Here is a 24,591-nt window from a genome sequence, read left to right on the forward strand (position 1 = left end):
GGGTGTTTTTTTAGCTTGATCGCCCGATTGATATAGAATCAAAAGGCTACACTCAAGATTAATCGCTTGAATTATTCTCTTGTATCTGTTCTTAAAGCCAGCGTGTGGATTGTAGATTCCCCTAATACTCGTATTTTAGCCCCTAGTGCGATCGCTCTTGGTAACTTTGATGGTTTGCACCTAGGTCATCAAACCGTCCTACAGCCAATTTTTCAGGATCACCCCGCTTATCCCACCGTTGTTAGTTTTACTCCCCACCCGCGGGAATTTTTTACGGGAGAAAAATGGCAATTATTAACTCCTCTAGGGGAAAAAGTAGAGGTTTTAGAGAATTTAGGCGTTAAACAATTAGTTTTACTGCCTTTTTCGTCTAAATTAGCTTCCCTGACTCCCTTGGCTTTTATCGAACAGATTTTAGTAGAAAAATTACAGGCTAAATCGATCAGTGTTGGTCAAGATTTTCGCTTCGGTTATCGTCGTCAAGGTACAGCGGAAGATTTATTACAGATCGCCTCTCAATTTAATATTAAAGTCGAGATTGTTGGTTTAAAAAACTGTGGGACGGGTCGAATTAGTAGTTCCCTAATTCGTCAAGCTTTGGCAGCGGGAAACGTTGAGCAAGCTGGACAAATGTTAGGTCGTCCCTACAGTTTAACCGGTCGTGTGGTCATCGGGCAACAGCTAGGCAGAACATTAGGTTTTCATACCGCTAATCTACAGGTTCCCCCCGATAAATTATTGCCGCGATTCGGGGTTTATTGCGGTTGGGTGCATCTCGATGGTTCTCGTTTACCAGCAGTTATGAACATCGGTTATCGTCCCACGATCGAGGGAAAAACTATCAGTGTGGAAATCCATTTATTGGATTGGTCGGGCAATGTATATGATCGTATTTTAACGATGGATTTAGTGCAATTCCTGCGACCAGAACAGAAATTTAATTCTCTTGATCGATTAAAAAATCAGATCGAGATAGACTGCGATCGCTCTCGGTTAATTCTAAGTTCTTAACCTCAGTTATCAGTTCACTGTTTTACTGGACGGCTACGCCGTGCCTTTGGCAACACAGCAAAAAAGCTCCCAACTCCGGCACTCCAGTGCAGTCTTAACGAGTAATTTAGATAGTCAACAGCTTAACTAATTTTCTCCCTGCTCACAACCCTAACCCCGATTAGCTCCCTAGCAGAAAATTTCCCGCCATTGTCTGTCAACTTTTCTCGCTAGTGTGGGCAAATTAGGAAAAGAATCGTTAAGATCAAAAAAACTTAACATTAATCTTCTTGAGAAAATCCCCCATTTGTGCTATGAGAGACGCTATTGATATTTTGATGGAAAATTTGAGCCAGAGCATCGTCGGCCAAACCGAATCGATTCGCATTGTGCTGGTGGCTTTACTCAGTGGTGGCCACGCTCTCCTGGAAGATGTCCCCGGAGTCGGCAAAACCCTCTTAGCTAAATCCTTAGCGCGTTCAATTAACGGTCGTTTCCAACGGGTACAATGCACCCCCGACCTCCTTCCTAGTGATATCACGGGAACGACGATTTGGAACCCCAACAGTCGCGAATTTGAATTTATCCCCGGCCCCGCTTTTGCTAACGTCCTCTTGGCCGATGAAATCAACCGGGCCACCCCGCGCACCCAATCGGCACTTCTAGAAGTCATGGAAGAAAAACAAGTTACCATCGATGGAGAAGCGCGGCCGGTCCCCCAACCCTTCTTTGTTATCGCCACCCAAAATCCGATCGAATATCAAGGCACTTTTCCGCTTCCAGAAGCGCAAATGGACCGTTTTGCCGTTTGCCTGAGTTTGGGTTATCCCAGCGCCACAGAAGAACTAAAAATGTTACAAAGACAGCATTCTCAAGAGACAGTTAAATCCCTAGAAGCTTGTATTTCCCTAGAACAGGTGGGAGAATTGCAAAGATTAGTCAGTCTAGTCCGGGTAGCTCCTGCTTTACAGCAATATATCGTCGATTTAGTCCGCGCTACCCGTGATCACGAAGATATTAGTTTAGGAGTCAGTCCCCGGGGTTGTGTGGTTTTGCAAAAAGCAGTTCAAGCTTACGCTTTCCTCGAAGGTCGCGATTATGCTATTCCCGATGATGTTAAGTTTATTACTCCCTACGTCTTCTGCCATCGTCTGATTCCTAGTCACGGTCGTCAAGCTAAAGCTATCGTGGAAAGACTTCTACAATCGGTGGCGATCGAGGATCGTATCTATGCTTAAACTACTTTGAACCCCTAGAGGAGAGAATTGCCACGATCAAAACTCCTAGCGGGGGAATAACAACGACTAGCAATTAAACCCAAAACTAACCACCAGAGGGTACTAACTTGGGGACGATACCAAACCGTATCAAAAAAACCGTGGGCAAGAATTCCAGCTATAGCGGCAATTGCCCCAATTAACCAAAAGCCTTGACTGTCCATTTTATCTCGTAAAAGTTTAATTTGATGGATGCCTTGGCCGATAGTTGTAACTAATAACCAGAGGAAACAGGTAAAACCAATGATTCCCGTTTCTACCATGATTTCTAATAGCACAGAATAGGCACTTAAAGCCGTGTATTTTGGTTTCATGAATAGGGGGTAAATTTTCTTAAAAGCATCATTACCCGGTCCGATGCCCAAAAGCGGATAAGTTTGAATCATGCGGATAACTGCATCCCAAACATTAATCCGAAAGTTATTACTACTATCTTCCCGGCCTGCAAAAATACTCATCACCCGAATTCGCAGCGGATCCACCAATAAAATTGCCCCTAAAATCACCACGGCTAAACCCCCTAAAACTAAGGGTAAAAGCCATGTTTGCCAAAATAACGGTAGATAATTTTTGAACCAATAAAATAATAGCAATAAGAAGACGATTCCTAAGACCATCAAACCAATCCAACCGCCACGACTCTCGGTAAAAAATAAACAAGCACCATTGGCTAAAGTTAATAAAGCCGCTAAAATTTTCGGTAGCCATCCCTGCCACACAAACAAGGCTGCACCGCTAAAAGCAATACCAGGGAATAAATAACTAGCTAATAAATTAGGATTACCGAGATAGCTATAAACCCTAGTATCCCCCGCTAATTCTGAGGTGGGATCGTTCCAAGTTGCTAACTGTTCCGCACCAAAAATTTGCTGACGAATGCCGTAAACACTGACTGCTAAGGCGGTTAAAACTAAAGTAGTCAGAATCCAATTTGTTAGGCGTGGTGATCGCATAATTCGGGCAGTAAAGGCAAAAAAGATGAGATTGAGAGTTAATTTAATTAATCCTTCCAAAGCTGCGGTTTTAACGGGAGAAAAAGCCGTGGAAACCGTGGCAATTCCCCAGTATAAAAGCACTAAAATATGAATCGGTGTCACCCCGATTTTGCCTTCGTCCACAAGGGTTAAGAGTAGCCAATAACCAGCTATTGCTAACAATAAAAAACCGATTTGACTGGTGGAGAAAAACGGCGCGGTGGCGATAAGAAGAGAGATTAACAGCGCACCCATCAGTTCTGTCCACTCCACAAACCTACTACCCTGTCGCCATTGACTAAAAAGGCCGACGAAACGATGCAGATAGCTATATTTTGACCAAGAAGCGGGGGAAAAGTTCAGTAGGGTGATTTGTTTCCATAAAGCATTCATAGGGTTTTTAGTTGCGGTTGTCACCATCACACTTGAGATTTAGATACCGATTGTATCTTGATTGTTGACTCTTGGGAGCGAAAAGAGTTTCAGTCTGGTGTCTTAGGACAGCTTCACACAGTCAAAACCTAATAGCATAACCAGTCTAAACATGGGGTGAACGTAAAGCTTGACCTAAACGAGTTAAGCCTTGGGAACAGTCAAAACGATCGAGATGTACTTCAATAAATGATAGGCGATCGATGTTACCCTGGGCAATCGATAAAGCCTTTTCTAATTCCCCTTCTGTCTGGACTTGACAACTCCAACTTTCCCCGTTAAATACTGCCGGTAATTGGTGATATTTCCACGGTTGTAGATCATTATAAATATTATCCTGAATTACCCGCTCAATCGTGTAACCATCGTTATTAATTAAAAAGATAATTGGATTGAGATGATGACGGATAATGGTCGAAAGTTCTTGGGCAGTCATTTGAAAAGCACCATCCCCCACAAAGACGATAGGACGAGTATTGGGTGCGGCAAAAGCTACTCCTAAACAGGCGGGTATTGAATAACCAATAGAGAGATAAAATGCTTGACCGATAAAGTCAGTTTGTTGAGGCATTAATAAATCAATTGTGGCAATAATTGCATCCCCTGTATCGGAAATAACAAAAGATTCTTGAGCGATAAAATGATTCATTCGCTCATAGAAACGAGCATTAGTTAATTTTTGATCTGGCACGGGGATGAATTCTAAATCCTTTAATTCGGCTGCGGGTTTAATCTCTAGTGTAGCCGCTTTTTTATGACTTAGCTTATTAATTAAACCATCGATAAAATCCCCTAGGAATACCGGTTGATAAAAGTGATGTTTAATTTTTACTTTCTCGGAATTGGCATTAATCAAATTATTGGGATTTAAATGAGCCGTAAATCCGCCTAAATTCATATCGGACATAATCGCCCCTAAACAGAGGACACAATCGGCATTTTCCACCCGTTGATTAACGTATTTGCGACTTAATGCCCCCACATAAGTGCCGATAAATTGCGGCTGCATTTCCGAAATTGACGATTTACCTAAAATAGTGGTGGCCAAGGGATAACCCGTTACTTCTAAAAGTTTCAGCAACTTATCTTGGAGTTTAAACCGATGGAATTCTACCCCCGCTAAAATAATTGGTTTTTCCGCTTTTTCTAATAATAAAACCGCTTCTTCAATGGCTTCTTCTAAAGCGGCGGTATCCGTGAGATTATCGGTTAAATAAATTGGATTTTCTGAGGGGATACAGGGACGATAGACCAGATCCCGAGGAATTTCGATATACACGGGACGTTTGTGATGCAAACAAGCTGCTAAAGTTTGATCGATTTGACTGGCTGCTTGGGCAGAATTAGTGAGAATAACCGAGGCAACCGTGACTTTTTCCATGATGGAAAATTGCAGATTATAATCGCCCGTGGTGTGGTGTAATAATAAATTATCCCGGCGAATCGAGCGATCGGAAGCCCCACTAATTACCACCAGGGGAACTCTTTCTGCGTAAGCACCGACCACAGCATTAACGAGGCTAAATCCCCCAACACCGTAGGTGACACAGACAGCGCCCATACCTTTGACTCGCGCGTAGGCATCGGCGGCATAACCCGCATTAAGCTCATTACAGGTGCAAACTAATTCGATCGGACTTTCCACCAAAACATCCATCAAATCGAGGACATAATCCCCTGGCACCCCAAAAATATGATTAACCCCTAAACTATGGAGACGCTGGAATAAATATTCGCCGATGGTGATCATAGCAATTTTCTCGCAAAGATGAGCGGGATATCGGTGCGGAATTTTCCTTACTCACTTTCAGCCAAAATGCCGACCGCTCTTGCTAGGAAAAGACCGACTAACTTACATATCATATTTACTAATGATAGCAACTCCCAGATCTACATCTAGAGTACCTTGAGCGCCACCTCCGGGGATTAAACCGCAGAAATCTCGCAAATAACGCTCGTAATGGTTAGTTTTTAGTTGTCCTGCCCCTCCTAACAAACGTTGGGCAATCAAAACTAATTCGATGGCACTGTCGGTAGCATAGGATTTAGCTAAGCTAGTAATCGGTTCCCAGAGAGGATCTACCTGACCAGCGGCCTCAGCTTCTAGGGATTGATAGACGATCGAGCGACTGGTTTCTAGCAGTTTATACATTTTACCGATCTCTGCCTGTACCGATTGCATAGCGGTTAAGGGTCGATTGTAACGGATGGAATGACTGAGACTTTTGACGCAATCTTCCAAAATTGCCTCCATTCTGCCCAAAACGGGACTAACCAAGATAGAACGACGGGCGTTTAAAAATTCCTGCACATGACTTAACCCATCGGCTGCCACCATCACCGAGTCATGGGGAAGAAAAACATCATGAAAATGTACCGTTGAGATGCCAGCAGCGCGCCATCCTGCCATGGGTAAGGGAACAATTTCCACCCCGGTGAATTCTTTTTCCACCAAAAAAACCTTAAGATCGTCAAAACTATCGGTTTTATGACGGGCATAGGTCATAAAGGTATCAGCATTGTAACCGCCAGTGGTGAAAAGTTTTTTGCCGGAAAGGATATATCCGCCTTGGGTTTCTCTGACGCAGGTGTTAAAGGAAAAAGGGTCTGCACCGTCGGTATAGGCAAAAGCGGGCGCTCTTTTCCCCGCGATCATCGGTTTCAGGTAACGTTCGATCAAGTCCTGTCGTTTTGACTTGTAGATCATTCTCATCACCGAACCGCGCAGAGAAATCACGAAGGGAAAGGATAGATCTTGACAGAGATAACCGACTCGATCGAGCATCATTCCCCAGGATAGCTGATCAGCCCCTCCACCTCCTAATTCTTGAGTCACAGGATAGGGAGTCATCCCTAAACGACAAGCTTCAGCAAAAATATCTTCTGATATACAAGTACCATTGGCATCCCGTTCTAAAACTCCGGGGTTAATGCGTTTGCGAATAAAATTGCCAAAACGACCATCGACTTCTGCTGCTATTTTTTTGGCTAGGGTACGATTCATGATGTTTTTATCAACCTCTTGTCTCAATTTTGTCCGGATAACGATTTGTTTTCCCTATATACTTAGCAGGGCAATCGCACTTATTTTGTATAAATTGTACTTGACAAACAGACAGTTTAAGCGGTGGAGACCAGGGGCTAGACATGGCCGCTTGAATCGAGGACAGTATCTAGGGCTGGCTGAATAAATCTAAAAACCTTGTTGAGTAAGACTTTTAGACTTTTTGGAAATCAAAAAGTACGGCTCTTCGGTAATTGTTATGCAAATAATTAACTTAAAATAAAATTTGATGAGAGAGCCTATGCCCAAAAATAACTGAAACCCATACAGGGAAAGATTTTAGGCACAAACAGGTTAATGCCAAAAGATAGACAATTGAGTTAAGATTTGATATAATAGCCAAAAACCAGAGTATTTTACTTAGGGTTTGCTGAATAATGGTAAAACCTTTTTAAAATAAGGCTTTTGACCTGTTAAAATCCGATGTTAGTGCCAGAAAATCGGATTGGTATCCTCAAAAACCTTGCATTATCCTTGCTATAGTACACAAGTTAGTACGAAAGAGAGGGCAACAAAGCCTGAAACTCCTGACTCCCGACTCCTGACTCCTGACCCCACCAACAAACTTTTTCAGCAAACCCTACTTATGATACTTGACAAATTTTTGAACCTAAAAGGAACCTCTATTCAAGGCTATCGACACCTAGAAAATATCGGTATAGTTTTCCGAATCGAATCGAAAAATAAAAAAGCAACGGCAGAAGCGCGGAAAAATAAAAAACAGAAAGCGGAAAAAGAAGCGAAGCTAGAAGTTTTAAAGCGAAGTAAATATAGCCTGTTAAAAAATGAAGAAGATTTAACGGAACCCCAAAAAATCAAACTGGAAGCTATCAAAAAAACTTGGCTAAATTTGAAAGAGATGCACCAATTAAAGGAAGAATTCAGAAGGATTTACGAAACTTCAAAGAATCCGACAGAGGGAATGCTATCTATCTCGGAATGGTTGGCAAAATCCTCTAGTGTTTTTACCAAGAGTTGTCAAACAATCCGAAACTGGTTTGGAGAAATCATTAGTTATTTCGAGCGAAGAACAACGAATGGGGTGGTCGAGGGAATCAACAATAAACTGAAAATAATAAAACGGAGAGGCTATGGCTTTAGAAACTTTCGGAATTTTTGGGTTAGAAGTATGTTATCTAGGCATCTTGTATGTTGATTTAGCATAAAAAGTAACGAAGAGCCATCTTTTTGCCGCAAACCCTACTCAGCGATCGGTACTCAATTGACCGATCGCTGTTTTTGGCGAGATTTTAGATGATTACTGGTCAAATTGTTCGATCGCCGTGGCGTAGCTCTCTTCCGCTCCCGTGCCGTAACCTAGTAAGCGATGGATAAAAACTACCCGGTGCTGCCAAAGATAGACTTTCGTGTCCACAACTCCTTCATCAAGCAGAAAATAGGGTTTGTGCAGTTCGATATCTATTTGTTGTAGGGGATTACTGAAACCCACTTTCAGAGCCGGTTGTTTGCTACCTTGGCCAAGAACCAGTTTTTCCCGACTAGCATTAATATAGGCTGCCGCTTCCATAAAAGCCCATTGATCGGCAAAATCAAGAGCATAGCGGTGCAATTGGAAGGGATAACGACCTTCTGCGATTAATTCACCCTGTTTTTGTTCTTCAATTTGTTTAGTTAATTTTTGGACTGGACGTTCAAATTTTTTCGAGATTTCTTCTTCCGAGAATAAATTTATCAGTTCCTCTGGCAATCGCCCCGGTTTTGCCCCTAAACTCACTTGATCGGTGATTGTTACTGGACGTAAACTGATTTTTACCTGTGCCACTTCTTGATTATCAGCCAAGATACTAGAAGGCATTTCTAATAATACTCCCCCCTTAATGCAACTGGCACGGGTGACGAGTTGAATCGTTTCGCAATCGTGAAAAGTGACATTTTTGATGTAGCGCAGATGGGCCATGGCAACTACCATACTGGTTTGATAGTTTTCCACTAACTTTTGAATACTCATCAAGTGATCGCGCAACCATCCCGCCCAACCATTTAATCCTAAGCGCAAAAGTTCTCGCTGGTGCATCTGCAAGGGAGTGAATAAAGTCGGACAGGCGGCGAGAGTAAGTTCACTGGTTCTCGGTGGAGATAAAGTGGGAGTAGTTGCGGCAACTGTACTAATCATTTTGTCGTCCTCAGCTAAAAATTTTGTGGCAATAAAATAAGACTAGGTAATTGGCTCTTCTGGTTGCTGTGTGGAAGGAAGAAGAATAGGGATAATTTTCTAAAAATATAGTCTTCAAAGGCTTGCCTAGCAAGACTCCTACCAATGATAAGCACTGATTTATCACACAAAGTCGAGAAGAGTTAGTAATTAGGTAGATAAACCTGCCCGACAAAACAGTTAATCTTCCCTGTTGATAGTTAAAGCTGGGAATTATTTCATATTTTTAATTAACCACCGGCAATTGCTGTTAAAATTTGCAAGCGATCATTTTCTTGAATACTCCGGTCTAATTCATTCGAGAAAAGCTGTTCCCCATTTAAAAAGAGTCGATGAACTTTGCGAACTTCGCCATTCGCATCGTAGAGAGAAGCCGTTAAAGAGGGATATTTTTCCGTGAGAGTCCGTAAAGCTTTGGAGACGGTTTCCGCTTCTAGGGAAACTTCTTTTTGGTAGTCCACAAATCGTAGGAGAGTTCCAGAAAATGCAATGTTTAAGGTGGTCATTGTGGTGTTCCTCTTGTCTTAATGATTCAGGAATACAAGCTCCTTGAGATTTATTCCGTGAAAATTGATTTGCCAATTTAGACCTGAATTGGCAATTATCTTCATCTTGCGTCATGATACTGCCCTTTCCCTTATTAAGTCCATTGTGTATATATTTCTTAACAAAAAGATAGAAAACTAAAAAGAGTCCGAAACGATTGATAGGTATAGTTTTGAAAGAATTAATCCACTGAGAGGTCATCAAAAAAAGGGAAAATGGGCAGCCCAAGGATTATTTCTGTGGAAAACTTATCGAGCCAATGTTGTCCATTGCAACTTTTTTTAAGCTTTTTTTAAGCTTTGCCTCCCCCTAAAGTACGATCATTTTTTTGACAAAACTTAACTTGACGCTGGGCATAAATGCGCTTACACTGATCGGAAAAGTTAGTCATCTGTCTTTGGGAGTAGCTACGCTGATGCTTCAGCAAAAGTTCTGCTTCTAATCAACTGCTATAGTACAAATTTAAAGCCCAAAATGAGCAAAAAATTAACAGTTTCTACCATCGCTTTACTAGGCGCATTTGTCGCTACCTACCCAGCGCAAGCGGCTCTCGTTCAAAACGTATCTCTTTTAGACTTGGTTAATAGCGGCACCGTTGCTGGTTCCACGGGAACCCTAACTAGAACGGCGACGGGAATTGCAAGTACCGTGTCCACTAGCAATTTATCCCCTGGGGCTGCCTATACCATGTGGTGGGTTATCTTCAATAACCCTGAGTTTTGCGTCGGGGGTTGTGGTGAAGACGACTTCTCCAATCCTACTGTCAATGCTTCGGTATTTTTTGCCGATGGAGAAGTAATTGGTTCAAATGGACTGGGTAATTTCTCTGCTCAAGTCGGTATCGGTCAACTGCCTAATCCTAACCAAGTGGAATTAGGTAATGGGTTATTCAATCCCTTGACAGCAGAAGTGTGGAACGTAGTTCGCGACCATGGACCAGCTAGTAGCGACCCCGCACTGTTACAAGCACAGTTAACCACTTTTAATGGTGGCTGTACCCTTACCCCAGGGGATGGTCTTTTCCCCTGTCGTGATGAGCAGTTAGCGGTTTTTTCAACCCCTGTTCCTGAACCTTCCGTTTCCGTGGGGTTAGTTGTCTTGGGAACCCTGGGAATTTTATCGAGATTCCAAAGATCCAAAAACTAAGCTGCCCTGAATTGAAATTATCTGAGAGATAATCCTTCTCTTGGCCTGTTTTTCCCCGCTTTCCGCTCATTTATTGCCATTTGCTGGTCATGTACAAAAAAATACTCTCTTTAACCCTTTTCCCTTTAGGGATTGCTTCCACTGCCTTGCTGCCAGTGTCATCTGCTCAAGCGGTCACGGTGGCCAGTGATTGGATTGGTGCCGCCACTCAAGGTGTTAGAAATCAACCCCAGGGACCAACGGTAGCTTCTCGGCTCTATGGCATCCTTGGCACTGCTATGTACGATGCTTGGTCAGCCTACGAAGCTACCCCCATTAGTACCGTTCTGGGAGATACTTTACAACGTCCTACGAGCGAAAATACTCAAGCCAATAAACAGGAAGCGATTAGTTTTGCCGCCTATCGGGTGTTAACGGAACTGCTACCCACACAAACGGCTAATTTGACTGCTCGGATGAATAGTCTCGGTTACGACCCCAACAATACCAGCACCGATACCACTACGGCAGCGGGAATCGGTAACACCATCGCCGCCACACTGATGAATGCCCGTCGTAATGATGGTTCCAATCAGTTAAACAACTACGTTGATACCATCGGTTACAGCACCCCCAACACTCCCACTCAAGTGGTCAATATCGAACTCTGGACTCCAGAGAGTGTTCCCATCGATTCTGGTTCAGCACTACAAACCTATCTCACCCCCCACTGGGGAACGGTGCAATCCTTCTCTTTAACCGATAATGCTCAATACCGTCCCCCCGAAATCATCCGTTTTCTGTTAGATCCCAACGCTTCGGCGGATTTACAGGCAGGAACGATCACCAGAGGTGATGGTACAGTGGTTCCTATTAGTGCAGCTTTAGTGGGAGTAGATATCAATCCCGCTTTCATTCAGCAGGCGGTTGATGTAGTGGAATTCAGCGCCAATCTCACAGACGAACAGAAACTAATCGCCGAATTTTGGGAAGATGGCCCTGGAACCCCTTTCCCTCCGGGTACATGGATGGAGTTCGGGCAAGATATCTCGCAGCGGGATAATAATACTCTCGACGAAGATGTGCAGTTATTCTTCGCCCTCGGTAATGCAGTCATGGACGCGGGGATTGCCACCTGGGAAGCGAAACTATTCTATAATTCTGCCCGTCCCGTGCGCGTGATTCGCGAGTTAGGTCGCTTGGGTTTAATCGGGACTGACAATAACGGCGATGGAGTCTTTGAAATTAACGCTTGGGGCGGCCCTGGTTTAGGCACAATCACTATTCCCGCCACCCAATTTCTCACCTACCAAAATCCCTTTGGTCCTCCTTCGCCCCCCTTTGCCGAATATACCTCTGGCCATAGTGCCTTTAGTGCCGCCGGGGCGGAAATCCTGCGTCTTTTCACTGGTAGTGATGTCTTTGGTGGTTCTGTCACCTTTGCCCCCGGTACTTCAGCTTTTGAACCGGGCATCACTCCGGGTAGTCCGGTAACTCTCTTTTGGGATACTTTCTCAGAAGCGGCGGATGAAGCCGGTATTTCCCGTCGCTATGGCGGTATTCACTTCCTCGACGGCGATATTCAAGGCAGAATTTTAGGTCGTAACGTGGGCGGAAGTGTTTGGAACCGCTCTCAATTCTTTATCAACGGTGGCGTTACTACTCCAGAAGCGGATAATGTTCTCGCCCTCTTGACCCTAGGCGGTATTTTCTCCCTAACACGCCTGATAAAAAGCAAAATTAAATAAAAATTCGACATTTTGCTAAATTTCCTAGAGACGTTGCCCCCAACGTCTCTATTTTACTTTCTCCCTAGTCTGCCCATCCCACAAGCCGAAAATAGGGAGATTAGCTCCGATCGCTTGTTATACTTGTCTAGGATAGAAATTACCGCTCCTCACCCCTGACTGTTAATGATTTTTACTGAATTAGTTTTGCAAAATTTCGGACCCTACGCTGGTCGTCAAGTGATTAATTTACGTCCTGAAAAAGATAACAATCCCTGTCCGATTATCCTTTTGGGAGGTATGAATGGGGGCGGTAAAACTACTTTAATGGATGCGATTCGTTTGGCTTTGTACGGTGCGCGGGCGAAGTGTTCTACTCGCAATAATTTAAGTTATGCCGAGTTTCTTAGTCAGGCAGTTAATAATCAAGCTTCTCTCATCGATCAAGCGAGAATAGAACTGGCTTTTGAACATCTAGTTAACGAAAAATGGCGACAATATCGTATCGTTAGATACTGGACAAAACAGCCTAAAGATGGTAAGGATACCCTCGGTATTTTAGATGAAGATTGGCCCGATCCTGCCTTAGCTAATACTTGGGATGAATATATTGAAACTTTATTACCGTTGGGTATTTCTAACCTGTTTTTATTTGATGGGGAACAGGTAAAAGAATTGGCAGAACAGGATGTACCTCCTGACAGTGTTAAGGATTCGATGCAGACTTTATTAGGGTTAGAATTAGCGGAAAGATTAGCCGTTGATCTTGATATTTTAGCTAGTCGCAAGCGCCGGTTATTAGCAGCAGAAAATGAACTGGCAACTATTGAAGCGATCGAGAAAAAATTAGCCGAGTACCAAGAAGATTTAGAATTGGCTCGGCAAGAGATGGAAACTCAACAAAAAAATTTAGATGTGGTTAGGAATGATTTTGATCTAGTCTCGGATAAATTTCGCATTGATGGTGGCAAAATTGCCGCCGAAAGAAGTCAATTAGAGAGCAGAAAAAAAGAGGTAGATAAAAAGTTAGATAACCAGAGGGAATATTTAGGTCAATTAGCGGGGGAATTTTTACCATTAAAGTTAATTTTTCCTCTCCTAGAAGCGGCTAAAATTCAGGGAGAAAAAGAGCTACAATTTCAATCAGCTAAGGTCGCTCAATCGGTTTTAGAATCCAGAGATAAAAAGTTACTTGCTTATTTAAAACAACTGAATTTAACCTTAGAACAATTAGAGAATATTAGGGAGTTTTTAGAGCAAGAAAATCAGTTTTTCGCTGAGAATAGCGATTATTTGATTACTTCTTACTTAGATTTAGACGACGAGGCGATCGAGTTATTAAATCGAGTCTTAACCCATCAATTACCGGCACAAATTAACCTCGCTCATCAAACGATGGAACAATTAAGAAATCTGGAAGCTGACTTAGATAATTTAGAGCGAGAATTAGCAGTAGCAGCCTCTCCCGAAGAATATGAAACCCTGAGTAATAACTTAAAAAACGCTCAGAAAAAGTATCTAAATGCTCAAGCAGAATACGAGCAAAGCCACAAAAATTATGAGGAAATCAAAAAGAAAATTGAGAAAACTAAAAAAGAATTATTTGCCTATAGTGAGAAAGCTTTAGAATCCCAAAGTAACGAACATATCGTTAATGCTATTGTCAAAGCACAGCAAACTTTAAAAGTATTTAAAGAACGCTTAACTTTAAAAAAAATAAATAGATTAGAGGGAGAAGTGGCGGAATGTTTTCGTTATTTATTGCATAAGTCCGATCTAGTTCAGAAAATAGCGATCGATGCTGATACTTTTGGTCTATCTCTCTTTGGTCCCGATGGACAAAATGTGCCTAAACACCGTCTTTCTGCCGGAGAAAAACAACTATTAGCGATCGCTTTTTTGTGGGGATTAGCGCGAGTCTCTGGACGAGATTTACCCATCGCTATCGATACACCCCTCGGACGTTTAGATTCTTCCCATCGCCATAATTTAGTTGAACGTTATTTTCCCGCTGCTTCCTCTCAAGTCATCCTCCTTTCTACCGATACAGAAATTGGACAAAATGAGCTACTCTTATTAGAAGAACAGGAAGTAATCGCCCGAAAATACCTGCTAGAATACAATTCCCAACAACGTCAGACAACTATTCACCCCGATCGCTACTTTTGGTAAAATCATGACCGAGATAAATTCCCAAAAAATCCTCCCCCAACAGGATTGAGAATGACTAACTATTTTCTCATCACTCAGATCGAGGTAAAATTATAAATTATGGAATCACCGATCGAACGTTTTCGACTATCTCAAACCGCCAAAGATAGCCTAATAAAATTAAAACGCTACACCAAAATTGACCAATGGAATATCCTCTGTCGTTGGGCTTTTTGTCGTTCCCTTGCCGAACCAAGTCTCCCCTCTCCCGTCCCCATTCCTGCCGATAGCAATCTAGAATTATCCTGGAAAGTATTCGGGGGAGAAATGGCCGATATTTTCTTGATTGCCCTTAAACAACGTTGTCATCAAGACGGATTAGGAACCGATAAAGAAACTCTAACTCAACAATTTCGCTTACATTTACATCGCGGTATCGGTTATCTTGCTGGGGATACCAAGCTAAAAAAAATCGATAATTTAATCGAATTAGAGAGAGAAAGTCTCAGAGAATCTTAATCAAGAATGATCTGTTTTCAGGGGGAGCGCATCTCAAACGCTATTGACAATTGGCCAATTTTGTGATGGTATTTAAAAGAGGGCGGCTATCGGGGGATGAGAAAAAATGGAAAATTTAATCAAGGAAGCACTAAGCCATCGAGCGATTAATCATCCGTATTTACTGGCTTTAGAAAAAGGAGAATTTCAACATATTGATGAAGTTCTCAAAGATTTTGCCAGTCAATACGGAGCTTATAGTGACTGGTTTTCCCGTTATTTAACAGCAGTAATATCAAAGCTAGAAAATCCCACTCATCGAAATCATCTGCTGGAGAACTTAGCTGAAGAAAACGGACATCTACACGATGAAGGTCTGGAAGCAATCCGTAAATTAGGTATTAAGGACGAGTGGGTACAGGAAATCCCTCACCCACAGTTATTCAAGCGTTTTCAAGAAGCGATGGGAGTAGATAGCAGGCAACCGCCTTGTGTTGAAGTACAAATTTGGCGTGAATCATTCTTATCGCTGCTCCAGAATGGAAGCTCACTCCAAGCTATTGGAGCCATAGGTTTAGGGACTGAATCTGTTGTTAAATTTATCTACAAACACATTATTGAAGCGATTAAAAAACATACATCATTATCCTTGCAGCAATATGTATTTTTTCCTTTACACACAGAAGTGGAGGATGAACACAGCTTAACTTTAGTTGAGATTGCTAAGGAATTAGCCAGTGAAAGCGAACAGGCTGTTCTGGAATTACGGAAAGGAATGTTAAAAGCCTTAGATCTACGTGCTGCTTACTGGGACAATATGTATGAACGTGCGTTGGTGCTAGATAAATCTTTGACATCATCAGACCAACTCAAGATTGTTACGCTTTTCACTAAAATGATTAAAAGCAAAAAGCTGTCTAATCAGGAACAGGAACTTTTATTGCACCAAATCAATGACGTGCGTATTGGATTGACGGAAGACTTATCTACTGTTCCAGTGGAAAAACTACTACCCGGATTGAGTTCACTTTTGCTATACGGGATGCAAAGGGAAAAGCACAGGGAAGAAGTTCTGAACTTATTAGATTGGCTTGCGGATCCATCTGGTGAATGCCAATGCACTGAAACAATATTAAGGCTTGCATCACAACTTTACCATGATTTTCAAACGATGCGTCTCGGGGTCTTGACTCAAAAAATCAATGAACAAAAAAGCTTGACTCATGTGCAAGAAGGTAAAGAGCTTATTTCAACAATCAGCGCCAGCAACTTAGAAGCCTTATACAACAATAAGGTTGATAAACTCAATATTGATTTTAACGTATTTCGCCTGCCATTTGATCTAGAAGTTTTAGATGCGCGCCTAGTTATAGTCAAGCCAGGAAAAGCGAATGAAATGCACAGACACGCACATGAAACCGTATTTGTATTTCTTCAGGGTCAAGGAAAAGTTATTGTTGATCAATACGAAAACGAAGTCGAACCGGGTACTTTTGCTGTTATTCCCCGTTGGTGTGTGCATCAATCTGTGAACTTAGGAGAAGAAGAGCTAATTTTTCGGGCGATAGCTGATTTTGGATTAACTGGTAAAAGTTTTATGGGTAATTACTTACACAGTGCTAGACTAAAACAAAATTAGTGCAAATTTTATCACGTTAGATAGGTATGAAAGCAACACAAGAAACCAAAAAACTTTACGACGAAAGCGCAGGAGACTGGAAACGAGTAGAACCGATTTTGCTTTCTGATTACTCCGCACGTCCCTTTGTCATTGATTTATGTGAACCGATTGTCAACAAGAATATATTAGATCTAGGCTGTGGGGAAGGTTATGTAGGAAGAGAGTTAATTAACCGAGGCGCTCAATATGTTCATGGGATTGATATTTCATCGCAAATGATCGAGCAGGCCTTGATTCAAAAAAACGAGCATCAGATTACTAATGCTTCCTATGAAGCTGGTGATATTCGTGATTTTGCGGTCACTGAGTCCGAACAATACGATTTAGTTCTGGCTATGTTTCTGTTCAACTACTTAAATGTTTCAGAAACTATTAGCACGATGCAGAAAGCCTACCAACTTTTAAAGTTGGGTGGATATTTCCTGTTCGCCGTCCCCCATCCCTCTTTACCTTTTCTGAAAAAAGATAAGTTTCCGTTTTATTTTAAACCGAAAGCTGGCTATTTTTCCGGACGCAATCAATTATTCCCCGGTGAGATTTGGCGCAGAGATAGAAAAGCCGTCGCCGTGCAATGTGTTCATAAAACTATGGAAGATTACTTCACATCTCTTCGTTTAGCAGCCTTCACAAAAATGCCAGAAGTTTATGAACTAAAAATTAATCAGGAACATTTAGAACTAGACCCAGAATTTTTTACTCCGCTCATTGACCTTCCCCTTCACGTTGCTTTCAAAATTCAAAAATGATTATACCGATTTCTGATCCTAATATTTCATTACTGACTTGGAAAAAATTGCCTGATCCTTCTCAACTATTTTTTCATTTACCAGAATCATTAGTCTCAGATTTACTAAAAAGAAGCAATCACAAATGGCTTGAAAAACCCAACGAAATAGGACAGGAAACAGTCAATAAAAATCTTGATTGTTTCCTACCATTTCGTGAAAAATTGCTCCAGGAACCAGGCATAATTATTTTCCGATTAGAACCGGAATTAACAGAAACGGAAATGCGGTTAATTTATGCTTTTATTTCTCGCATTTTTGGACTGCTAAACCACCGCTATGGCTATTTTTTTGATGTAATCGATCGAGGAATGGATTACACTAAAGAAGCTATACCCGTTTCGATGACGAATGCAGAAACTGGCTATCATACCGATAGTACAGACAAAAACTACTTCCCTGATATTGTTGGCTTACTCTGTCTTGCTGCTGCGGATGAGGGAGGAGATTCCCTAGTAGTAAACGCCGCCAATTTGTATCAATATTTCTGGCAAAACCATACAGACCTAGTTTCCTGTCTCTACGAACCTTTGGCGAGGGATGTGATTACACCTGGAGAGATTAATTCTCAAGAAGCTATTCAAAAGAATAATTTCCCCTTATTCTCAGCCGATTCTCAGGGTCTGGTTTTTCGTTATATGCGGTATTGGATTGAAGTCGCTTACTCCAAACTGGAAATAGCGCAACCGGAAGCTATCACAAAAACACTCGACATCATCGACGACTTTTTTTCGGAACTGGAAAATACAGTCCGCTTCAAAATGAAAAAAGGTGATATATTTTACATTAATAATCGCTTTTTATGCCACAATAGAACCGCTTTTAAAAATTCAGGAAAACCCCGACAGATAGTCCGTAGTTGGATTAACCTTTAAACAAAATACGTCCAAGGGAGAAAGTGAACCGGTCAAGGTACAGAGTACAATGACCTCAACTTCCTTGTCACCCCTTCAGGGGTTCAAACTCACCTTAAAAAACTTTCGGTCGGCCTAAAGTAGTGATATAGATAACTGCTTCATCGGAGGGAATGCCTAACACTTCATTCACTTGATCATCAAAAAAACCACCGATACCACTAACCCCTAACCCCAGATGAATAGCCGCTAAATTTAATCTCTGTCCCAAATGGCCCGCATCTGCATGAAGATAACGATAAACTCGATCGCCGTATTTAGCCACTGCTTTCGACAGATCCGCCGTATGAAAAACCACAGCAGCCGCATCTCGTCCCAAATCCTGACCTAAACAGAGATAATGTAACTCTTGCTGGAAATTTTTAAAGCGAATTTGCCGCAATTCTTGGGCTTTAGGAGCATAATAATAACAGCCTTCCTCTAATCCAGTTACTGCCGAAACAGCGATAAAAGTTTCCAATAAATCCAGAGCAAAATAATCGGGATTGGGATCGAGATTTTGACTGGCATAATCTTGGGGTTGATAGGTAAAATGCAGCAGCGCTCGCAATTCGTCTAAACTGAGACTAGCACCACTATAAGCGCGGGTAGATCTGCGTTTAAGCATCGTACTTTCGAGATCGATTAAATCTTCCCCCCAATTGACGGGACGGGAGGTCACGGAAACTTTCAGACAAAAAGGAAAATTATATTTATCTTCCCAATTAGACGGGGTAACGGCTGCTTCTATCTTCTCATCTGTATCTATGATAGTCGCTCGCTGTAGGGAGCTTAATAATTCTCCCTCGGGAATTTCGGGATAAAGAGTCGTGGTTGCCGAAGGGAGTGCCGTGGTACTAGGGGGGAGATTTTGCTGAATATTGAGCAGATCTGCCAAAGGAATCACCGTCATGACACTTTCTTTCTCGGAATCAAGATAAAGCAATTCATTCATCTGACTATCGTTAAAACCACCGATTAAATGAGCGCGATAGTCATTAATCGAGGCTGATAGCTCAATATTGCCTAATAAATGCCCTGTATCGAGGAAAATACGCCGATAAGCTCGATCCTCGTAGCGCCAAGCGGACCGATAAAAAATAGCGCTGGTAACTAAAGCGATATCGGTATTTTCTAAAACAGGATTCCAGAAACAGGCAGATTGTAGGTTCGTCCAGACATCACTTTCCCAGAATAAAAGCAGCGAGTGACTTTGACCTTGATAACTGTAGAGACCGGCGGGTAAAAATTCCGTGCCACGGGAGATCAGATAGACCTCGGCGGGGTATAATCCACCGGCAGAGGGTGCGGAACGTAGGTACAAAGGACTGCCCATAGTGGCGATTTTGGCAGTTAAACCATAGCTACAGCCCAAAATTCGCGATATACGTCGCCAAAAGTCTCCTTTTTGGGGAACTGTTTGACGGGAGAGGTAGGGTTTGAGATCGAAAGTCTGACCGATTTTGTATTCTTTGAAGGGATAGGGTTGTTGACTCCAATCAAGACCTTTACTTTTGGATGCGATCGTCTGGGGGTCGTATTTTGTCCGCTCGTGGTAGTATTGGGCGATCGAGATTGGCTGATCTGGCATGATAAAGATGGGCTGTCTAAGCTTTACTTTTCAGTTTAATATCGATACCCCCCAAAAAATCAACCAGCCAGAGAGTCGATCGGCTAAAAGTAAAGATAATCACCAATTTCACCCACATAAAATCTATGGAAATTATCGCTGTTTTACTGGGAGTTTTCGGTTTAGGGACAGGTGCGGGTTTACTGGTCATCCGTAACTATTACCACATCTGTCAACCGAGTGAAGTCTTAATTTTTGCCGGTAGTCGTCGTCCCACGGCCACGGGCAAAACCATCGGTTATCGTTTGGTAAAAGGGGGCAGCAGTATTCGTTTACCTATGCTAGAACAAGTGTATCGAATGGATCTGACCAACATGATCATCGATCTCAGGGTGGTTAATGCCTATTCTAAGGGCGGTGTGCCGTTGATCGTCACTGGGGTGGCGAATATTAAAATTGCTGGGGAGGAACCGATTATTCATAATGCGATCGAGCGTTTATTGGGCAAGAAACGCAAGGAAATTGAACAATTGGCGAAAGAAACCCTAGAGGGTAATTTGCGCGGTGTCTTGGCGAATTTAACCCCAGAACAAGCGAACTCCGATCAGATTGCCTTTGCTAAAAGTCTCCTGGAAGAAGCGGAACAGGATCTGGAAAAATTGGGTTTAGTTTTGGATAGTTTGCAGATCCAGAATATTTCCGATGAGGTGCGTTATCTCGATTCGATCGGACGGAAGCAAAAAGCCGAATTACAGAGAGATGCCCGGATAGCCGAAGCAAAAGCTCGAAAACTATCGATTATCAAGGATTCCGAGAATCAACGCCTAACCGCTTTGCGTCGTATCCAAAAAGATTTAGAAATAGCCAAAGCTGACGCAGAAAAACGGGTGCGCGACACTCAAACTAAGCGCGGCGCCATGATTGCCGAGGTAGAATCGGTGGTGATGTCCGATTTAGCTAAAGTACAGGCAGAAGTGGCGGTACAAACTGCCCGAATTAAGCAGGTGAAACAGCAATTACAAGCAGATGTGATCGCCCCTGCAGCAGCGGAATGTCAACAAGCGATCGCAAAAGCCCGGGGGGAAGCAGCCAAAATTATCGAACAGGGGAAAGCGCAAGCGGAAGGAACCAAAAAACTGGCAGCCTCTTGGCAAGGAGCGGGAAATAACGCTAAAAACATCTTTTTGTACCAAAAATTGGAGTTATTGCTGAAATTAATGGCCGCTAGTGTGCCAGAAGTGCAGGTACAAACTGTGACGGTAGTGGACGGAGGTGATGGTAATCTTGTCCCCAAAATGACTGCCTTTGCTGAACAATTGCGGCAAGCTACCGGGGTGGATCTGGTACAAATGGCTAATCGCATAGCACAAACCGAGCCATCTGTCAAGGGAAAAGAGACAAATTTTGATTTTAAACAATTGCCCTCTTGAAGCAGTTATCAGTTATCAGTTATCAGTTATCAGTTTTGAGTTTTAAGTTTTGAGTTTTGAGTTTTATAGCGGTTCTCGCATCTATGCGGCACACTTAAACCTTTGCTGATTAAGCTGTTCAGGATCGGAAATGTACCTCGTGTGAATCAGAAACGCTATAAGTGAGCAGTGTGTATTAAGTGATCATCATCAAATGGCAGTTTACTGCTGTCTTTTCACTGATAACTGATTACTGTTCACTGATAACTGATTACTGTTCACTGATAACTGATTACTGTTCACTGATAACTGATTACTGATTATTGTCCACTAGAATGTTAATCAAGTTTAGAGACCACCGCCATGGATGACTTAATTAATGATCCCTCCCCTTCTCCCCAAGACATAGAAATGACGCGGACTCCCCCCTGGGGGACGGTGACGGTATTGGAGGAAGGTCCGCGGTATCGCATCAATCGCATTGTCATTAAACCCGGCCATCACATGAGTACCCAAATGCACTACCATCGCAGTGAACACTGGATTGTCGTCTCCGGTACAGCGCGGGTAATTTGTGATGAAAAAGAAACTCTCCTCAAACAAAAAGAATCCACCTATGTTCCCATGAATACCCGTCATCGGTTGGAAAACCCCGGTTCTATTCCTCTGGTGATGATCGAGGTGCAAAATGGCGAATATTTAGGAGATGATGATATTCACCGTTTTGATGATCGAGAATAGGACAGTTTTCTCCCCTATATACTTTAGTTGTTTGCCAAAATCTCGATCGTGGATGAAAAAATTATCCTAGTTACAGGGGCTGCCCGTTCTGGGAAAAGTGAATGGGCCGAATATTTAGCCAAAATCAGCCAAAAACCCGTTATTTATATCGCCACCTCCTCGGTGGATGAAAAAGATCAAGAATGGTGCGATCGCATTGAAAAACACCGGCAGCGACGTTTACCCCAATGGCAAACCCAAGAAATTCCCCGACAATTAAGCGAAACTATTGATAATAGCCCATTTACTCACTGTTTATTGATCGATTCCCTCGGTACTTGGGTAGCCAATTGTTTAGAAATGTCGGCAGCTGAATGGTTAGAAATTAGCGATCGATTCTTGTATTCCCTCAAAAATGCGGCGGTTGATGTTATTCTGGTGGCGGAAGAAACCGGTTGGGGTGTGGTTCCCGCTTATCCCCTCGGTCGTCTGTTTCGCGATCGTTTAGGCGATCTCTGTCGTAGAATTGGCACAATAGCAGACGCGGTTTATCTGGTTACCGGCGGCCATGCTCTTAATTTAAGTCAATTGGGTCAGTCTTTGTCGATAATTGGGCAGTAGAGAAGATGAGCAACGATTATCAGCGTCAAGTGATTGATTTTTATGCCCTTCGTCACGATTACGATAACGATTTTACGCAAGCTCGCGCCCTTAAATTAGTAAATTATCTCTATTTACAAAAAAGCCAATCTGTGCTAGACGTGGCAACGGGAACGGGATTTATAGCGGTCGCAATTGCCCCAAAAGTAAAAAGTGTCATCGGGGTTGATTTCACGCCGGAAATGATTGCCAGAGCCGAAAAAAAGCTAGAAGCATTAAATATCGAGAATATTGACCTAATTAACGCTGATATAGCTGCCATTGACTTTGCCGAGTCTAGTTTCGATCTGATTACCTGTTCTCTGGCGATTGCACTTTTCCCCGATATCCCGCAAGTGCTGGCAAAATGGTATCAATGGTTAAAAAAAGGCGGTTCGGTCGCTTTTTCCTGTAATAATTTAGAATCCCACTTCCTACCCTTGATCAGTGGTGTTTGTCGCGAAACCTATGGTTTTGAGTTGCCTAATCTGCACACTCCCATCGCCACCCCAGAAAAATGCCATCAATTGCTGGAAAATGCGGGATTTACCAATATATCGGTCAATGTCGAGCAATTAGGTCGATATTTGCCCCTAGAAACTGCCAAAAACTTCTGGTATGGGCAGTATTTTCATCCTCAGGATAACCCTTTCGACCGCCTATCGGCTGCCGAAATTGCGACTCTAGTGAACAATTATCGCCGAGAAATCGAGAAAAATGCCACCGATCAGGGGGTATGGCAAGATGCAACCACTTTTTTTGTCACTGCTAGTAAAAGTTAGAAAAAGATCATGAGTCAAGTTAAAACCATCTCCGGACGAGCTTTACCCTTGCGAGGCAACGATATTGACACCGATCGCATTATTCCGGCTCGTTTTTTGCGTTGTATCACCTTTGAAGGCTTAGGAGAACAAGTGTTCGCCGATGATAGAGCCGCTTTACAGGGAAGTCATCCGTTCGATCTACCCCAGTACCAAGGAGCGAAAATTCTGGTAGTTAATGGTAATTTTGGTTGTGGTTCTTCTCGGGAACACGCACCGCAAGCGATTTTACGTTGGGGAATTCAAGCAATTATCGGGGAAAGTTTCGCCGAAATATTTTTTGGCAATTGTATCGCTAATGGGGTTCCCTGTGTCACTGCTGAGGCTAAAACCATCACCCATTTACAGGATTTAATTGCCGCTAATCCCGAAATTCCCCTCGATCTTTCTTTGACAACCATGACGGTGGAATGGGGGGATTTTGTCGCTACCGTCTCCATGAATGAAGGTTCCCGACAGATGTTAATAGAAGGGGGTTGGGATACCTGCGGACAGCTTCTACAAAATCTCGATCTGATTCAATCTACCGCGCAAAAGTTACCCTATTTAAGTTTCGTTTAGAGAAACAATCTAGGCTGAGGGTGCGTTAGTAATAGATTAACGTACCCTGGCAGGGATTTTGTTTGAGATGCAGCATCTGTAAATATTAAAAAATCTGCCCTATGACTAATTCTGATAATAATCTCCAAAATATCCAAGAACCGATTTTAAATGCTCCCGAAGATGTGCGAAAAATTATTGATCGCGTTTTAAAATTGGAAAGAGATAAGTTATACCAGCGCAATCCTCGCAATATCAATGATGATGTTTTAACGATTATTAAAGAAGTAATCCAATAATCAGCTTTTAGCTGTCAGGAGATAGGGTGATAGGGTTTTGGGGTGATAGGGTGATAGGGATTTAGGGGTTTAGGGAAATTTCATCCAAATGCTCCACTTCCCCACTTCCCCACTTCCCCACTTCCCCACTTCCCCACTTCCCCACTTCCCCACTTCCCCACTTCCCCACTTCCCCACTTCCCCACTTCCCCTCTTCAACTCCTTTAAATTTTAACATCTTATATTACTATAATATTTATTTACAATATTATGTCAGTATATTGTGATATAGTGAACA

At 42.6% G+C, this 24,591-nt stretch carries 21 protein-coding genes and 1 pseudogene; 16 read left to right on the top strand and 6 right to left on the bottom strand.

All coding sequences use genetic code 11. The annotated features are described in order from the left end of the window. Positions 1 to 102: 102 nt before the first annotated feature. Positions 103 to 1,011, top strand: coding sequence for a bifunctional riboflavin kinase/FAD synthetase (locus MiAbW_RS02855; RefSeq protein ID WP_151694840.1), 909 nt, complete (start codon positions 103 to 105; stop codon positions 1,009 to 1,011). A 293-nt stretch (positions 1,012 to 1,304) separates the two neighbouring features. Next, complete coding sequence (locus tag MiAbW_RS02860; protein WP_151694841.1) at positions 1,305 to 2,228, top strand: AAA family ATPase; 924 nt, start codon at positions 1,305 to 1,307, stop codon at positions 2,226 to 2,228. Between the two features lie 14 nt (positions 2,229 to 2,242). Here the strand turns inward: MiAbW_RS02860 and MiAbW_RS02865 are convergent, their stop codons facing one another. The 3 genes from MiAbW_RS02865 to MiAbW_RS02875 all read right to left on the bottom strand — a co-directional run bounded on the left by MiAbW_RS02865 (position 2,243) and on the right by MiAbW_RS02875 (position 6,677). Beyond that, complete coding sequence (locus tag MiAbW_RS02865) at positions 2,243 to 3,634, bottom strand: IctB family putative bicarbonate transporter (RefSeq protein ID WP_151694842.1); 1,392 nt, start codon at positions 3,632 to 3,634, stop codon at positions 2,243 to 2,245. Positions 3,635 to 3,779: 145 nt separating this feature from the next. Next, positions 3,780 to 5,423 (bottom strand): alpha-keto acid decarboxylase family protein, encoded by a 1,644-nt coding sequence (locus MiAbW_RS02870; protein ID WP_151694843.1) that lies wholly within the window; start codon positions 5,421 to 5,423, stop codon positions 3,780 to 3,782. A gap of 102 nt (positions 5,424 to 5,525) precedes the next feature. Further along, entirely contained in the window at positions 5,526 to 6,677 is a 1,152-nt protein-coding gene (locus tag MiAbW_RS02875; protein ID WP_151694844.1) for an acyl-CoA dehydrogenase family protein, read from the bottom strand. A 754-nt stretch (positions 6,678 to 7,431) separates the two neighbouring features. Between MiAbW_RS02875 and MiAbW_RS02880 the strand changes: the two are divergent. Continuing rightward, positions 7,432 to 7,893, top strand: a pseudogene (locus tag MiAbW_RS02880) (ISL3 family transposase); the annotation flags it as partial. A 102-nt stretch (positions 7,894 to 7,995) separates the two neighbouring features. Here MiAbW_RS02880 and MiAbW_RS02885 read toward each other — a convergent pair. Together MiAbW_RS02885 and MiAbW_RS02890 are read right to left on the bottom strand one after the other, a co-directional pair. Next, positions 7,996 to 8,871, bottom strand: a complete 876-nt coding sequence (locus MiAbW_RS02885; RefSeq protein ID WP_151694845.1) for a hypothetical protein — start codon at positions 8,869 to 8,871, stop codon at positions 7,996 to 7,998. 269 nt (positions 8,872 to 9,140) lie between these two features. Further along, on the bottom strand, positions 9,141 to 9,416 hold the full coding sequence (locus tag MiAbW_RS02890; RefSeq protein WP_151694846.1) for a MoaD/ThiS family protein: 276 nt from the start codon (positions 9,414 to 9,416) through the stop codon (positions 9,141 to 9,143). 514 nt (positions 9,417 to 9,930) lie between these two features. Between MiAbW_RS02890 and MiAbW_RS02895 the strand changes: the two genes are divergently transcribed. The 7 genes from MiAbW_RS02895 (at position 9,931) to MiAbW_RS02925 (ending at position 18,298) form a co-directional block, all read left to right on the top strand. Continuing rightward, on the top strand, positions 9,931 to 10,602 hold the full coding sequence (locus tag MiAbW_RS02895) for a hypothetical protein (RefSeq protein WP_151694847.1): 672 nt from the start codon (positions 9,931 to 9,933) through the stop codon (positions 10,600 to 10,602). An 89-nt stretch (positions 10,603 to 10,691) separates the two neighbouring features. Beyond that, positions 10,692 to 12,329 carry a vanadium-dependent haloperoxidase gene (locus MiAbW_RS02900; RefSeq protein ID WP_151694848.1) on the top strand — a complete coding sequence of 546 codons (1,638 nt, stop codon included), beginning with the start codon at positions 10,692 to 10,694 and terminating at the stop codon, positions 12,327 to 12,329. Between the two features lie 165 nt (positions 12,330 to 12,494). Continuing rightward, on the top strand, positions 12,495 to 14,480 hold the full coding sequence (dndD, locus tag MiAbW_RS02905) for a DNA sulfur modification protein DndD (RefSeq protein ID WP_151694849.1): 1,986 nt from the start codon (positions 12,495 to 12,497) through the stop codon (positions 14,478 to 14,480). Positions 14,481 to 14,579: 99 nt separating this feature from the next. Then, the gene (dndE, locus tag MiAbW_RS02910; RefSeq protein WP_151694850.1) at positions 14,580 to 14,978 is read left to right on the top strand and encodes a DNA sulfur modification protein DndE; all 399 of its coding nucleotides are present in this window, start codon (positions 14,580 to 14,582) and stop codon (positions 14,976 to 14,978) included. 106 nt (positions 14,979 to 15,084) lie between these two features. Then, complete coding sequence (locus tag MiAbW_RS02915; RefSeq protein WP_151694851.1) at positions 15,085 to 16,596, top strand: iron-containing redox enzyme family protein; 1,512 nt, start codon at positions 15,085 to 15,087, stop codon at positions 16,594 to 16,596. A gap of 26 nt (positions 16,597 to 16,622) precedes the next feature. Continuing rightward, positions 16,623 to 17,384: a class I SAM-dependent methyltransferase gene (locus MiAbW_RS02920; protein WP_151694852.1), complete on the top strand. Its 762-nt coding sequence runs from the start codon at positions 16,623 to 16,625 to the stop codon at positions 17,382 to 17,384. Next, entirely contained in the window at positions 17,381 to 18,298 is a 918-nt protein-coding gene (locus MiAbW_RS02925) for a TauD/TfdA family dioxygenase (protein ID WP_151694853.1), read from the top strand. The genes MiAbW_RS02920 and MiAbW_RS02925 overlap by 4 nt, the downstream gene beginning before the upstream one ends. A gap of 94 nt (positions 18,299 to 18,392) precedes the next feature. On the opposite strand, the gene MiAbW_RS02930 is transcribed toward MiAbW_RS02925, so the two are convergent. Then, complete coding sequence (locus MiAbW_RS02930; RefSeq protein ID WP_151694854.1) at positions 18,393 to 19,907, bottom strand: SagB/ThcOx family dehydrogenase; 1,515 nt, start codon at positions 19,905 to 19,907, stop codon at positions 18,393 to 18,395. A 125-nt stretch (positions 19,908 to 20,032) separates the two neighbouring features. On the opposite strand from MiAbW_RS02930, the gene MiAbW_RS02935 reads away from it, so the two are divergent. From MiAbW_RS02935 to MiAbW_RS19490, 6 genes are all read left to right on the top strand, one after another. Then, the gene (locus tag MiAbW_RS02935; RefSeq protein ID WP_151694855.1) at positions 20,033 to 21,316 is read left to right on the top strand and encodes a flotillin family protein; all 1,284 of its coding nucleotides are present in this window, start codon (positions 20,033 to 20,035) and stop codon (positions 21,314 to 21,316) included. Between the two features lie 342 nt (positions 21,317 to 21,658). Continuing rightward, positions 21,659 to 22,036, top strand: a complete 378-nt coding sequence (locus tag MiAbW_RS02940; protein WP_151694856.1) for a phosphomannose isomerase type II C-terminal cupin domain — start codon at positions 21,659 to 21,661, stop codon at positions 22,034 to 22,036. 48 nt (positions 22,037 to 22,084) lie between these two features. Then, on the top strand, positions 22,085 to 22,636 hold the full coding sequence (cobU, locus tag MiAbW_RS02945; protein WP_151694864.1) for a bifunctional adenosylcobinamide kinase/adenosylcobinamide-phosphate guanylyltransferase: 552 nt from the start codon (positions 22,085 to 22,087) through the stop codon (positions 22,634 to 22,636). 5 nt (positions 22,637 to 22,641) lie between these two features. Next, entirely contained in the window at positions 22,642 to 23,436 is a 795-nt protein-coding gene (locus MiAbW_RS02950) for a class I SAM-dependent methyltransferase (RefSeq protein WP_151694857.1), read from the top strand. Between the two features lie 9 nt (positions 23,437 to 23,445). Beyond that, positions 23,446 to 24,036, top strand: a complete 591-nt coding sequence (leuD, locus tag MiAbW_RS02955; RefSeq protein ID WP_151694858.1) for a 3-isopropylmalate dehydratase small subunit — start codon at positions 23,446 to 23,448, stop codon at positions 24,034 to 24,036. A gap of 101 nt (positions 24,037 to 24,137) precedes the next feature. Further along, the gene (locus tag MiAbW_RS19490; RefSeq protein ID WP_002740601.1) at positions 24,138 to 24,314 is read left to right on the top strand and encodes a hypothetical protein; all 177 of its coding nucleotides are present in this window, start codon (positions 24,138 to 24,140) and stop codon (positions 24,312 to 24,314) included. The last annotated feature ends 277 nt before the right edge of the window (positions 24,315 to 24,591 follow it).

The sequence above is a fragment of the Microcystis aeruginosa NIES-4325 genome, assembly GCF_008974145.1.
In the GTDB taxonomy this organism is placed as follows: domain Bacteria; phylum Cyanobacteriota; class Cyanobacteriia; order Cyanobacteriales; family Microcystaceae; genus Microcystis; species Microcystis aeruginosa_G.

Coding starts and splice junctions, on each gene's coding strand:
- MiAbW_RS19490 (WP_002740601.1), top strand. CDS start 24,138: ATGACTAATTCTGATAATAATCTCCAAAATATCCAAGAACCGATTTTA.
- dndE (WP_151694850.1), top strand. CDS start 14,580: ATGGAATCACCGATCGAACGTTTTCGACTATCTCAAACCGCCAAAGAT.
- dndD (WP_151694849.1), top strand. CDS start 12,495: ATGATTTTTACTGAATTAGTTTTGCAAAATTTCGGACCCTACGCTGGT.
- MiAbW_RS02870 (WP_151694843.1), bottom strand. CDS start 5,423: ATGATCACCATCGGCGAATATTTATTCCAGCGTCTCCATAGTTTAGGG.
- MiAbW_RS02940 (WP_151694856.1), top strand. CDS start 21,659: ATGGATGACTTAATTAATGATCCCTCCCCTTCTCCCCAAGACATAGAA.
- MiAbW_RS02915 (WP_151694851.1), top strand. CDS start 15,085: ATGGAAAATTTAATCAAGGAAGCACTAAGCCATCGAGCGATTAATCAT.
- MiAbW_RS02930 (WP_151694854.1), bottom strand. CDS start 19,907: ATGCCAGATCAGCCAATCTCGATCGCCCAATACTACCACGAGCGGACA.
- MiAbW_RS02885 (WP_151694845.1), bottom strand. CDS start 8,871: ATGATTAGTACAGTTGCCGCAACTACTCCCACTTTATCTCCACCGAGA.
- MiAbW_RS02950 (WP_151694857.1), top strand. CDS start 22,642: ATGAGCAACGATTATCAGCGTCAAGTGATTGATTTTTATGCCCTTCGT.
- MiAbW_RS02895 (WP_151694847.1), top strand. CDS start 9,931: ATGAGCAAAAAATTAACAGTTTCTACCATCGCTTTACTAGGCGCATTT.
- MiAbW_RS02865 (WP_151694842.1), bottom strand. CDS start 3,634: ATGAATGCTTTATGGAAACAAATCACCCTACTGAACTTTTCCCCCGCT.
- MiAbW_RS02860 (WP_151694841.1), top strand. CDS start 1,305: ATGAGAGACGCTATTGATATTTTGATGGAAAATTTGAGCCAGAGCATC.
- MiAbW_RS02925 (WP_151694853.1), top strand. CDS start 17,381: ATGATTATACCGATTTCTGATCCTAATATTTCATTACTGACTTGGAAA.
- MiAbW_RS02935 (WP_151694855.1), top strand. CDS start 20,033: ATGGAAATTATCGCTGTTTTACTGGGAGTTTTCGGTTTAGGGACAGGT.
- MiAbW_RS02920 (WP_151694852.1), top strand. CDS start 16,623: ATGAAAGCAACACAAGAAACCAAAAAACTTTACGACGAAAGCGCAGGA.
- MiAbW_RS02875 (WP_151694844.1), bottom strand. CDS start 6,677: ATGAATCGTACCCTAGCCAAAAAAATAGCAGCAGAAGTCGATGGTCGT.
- MiAbW_RS02890 (WP_151694846.1), bottom strand. CDS start 9,416: ATGACCACCTTAAACATTGCATTTTCTGGAACTCTCCTACGATTTGTG.
- MiAbW_RS02900 (WP_151694848.1), top strand. CDS start 10,692: ATGTACAAAAAAATACTCTCTTTAACCCTTTTCCCTTTAGGGATTGCT.
- leuD (WP_151694858.1), top strand. CDS start 23,446: ATGAGTCAAGTTAAAACCATCTCCGGACGAGCTTTACCCTTGCGAGGC.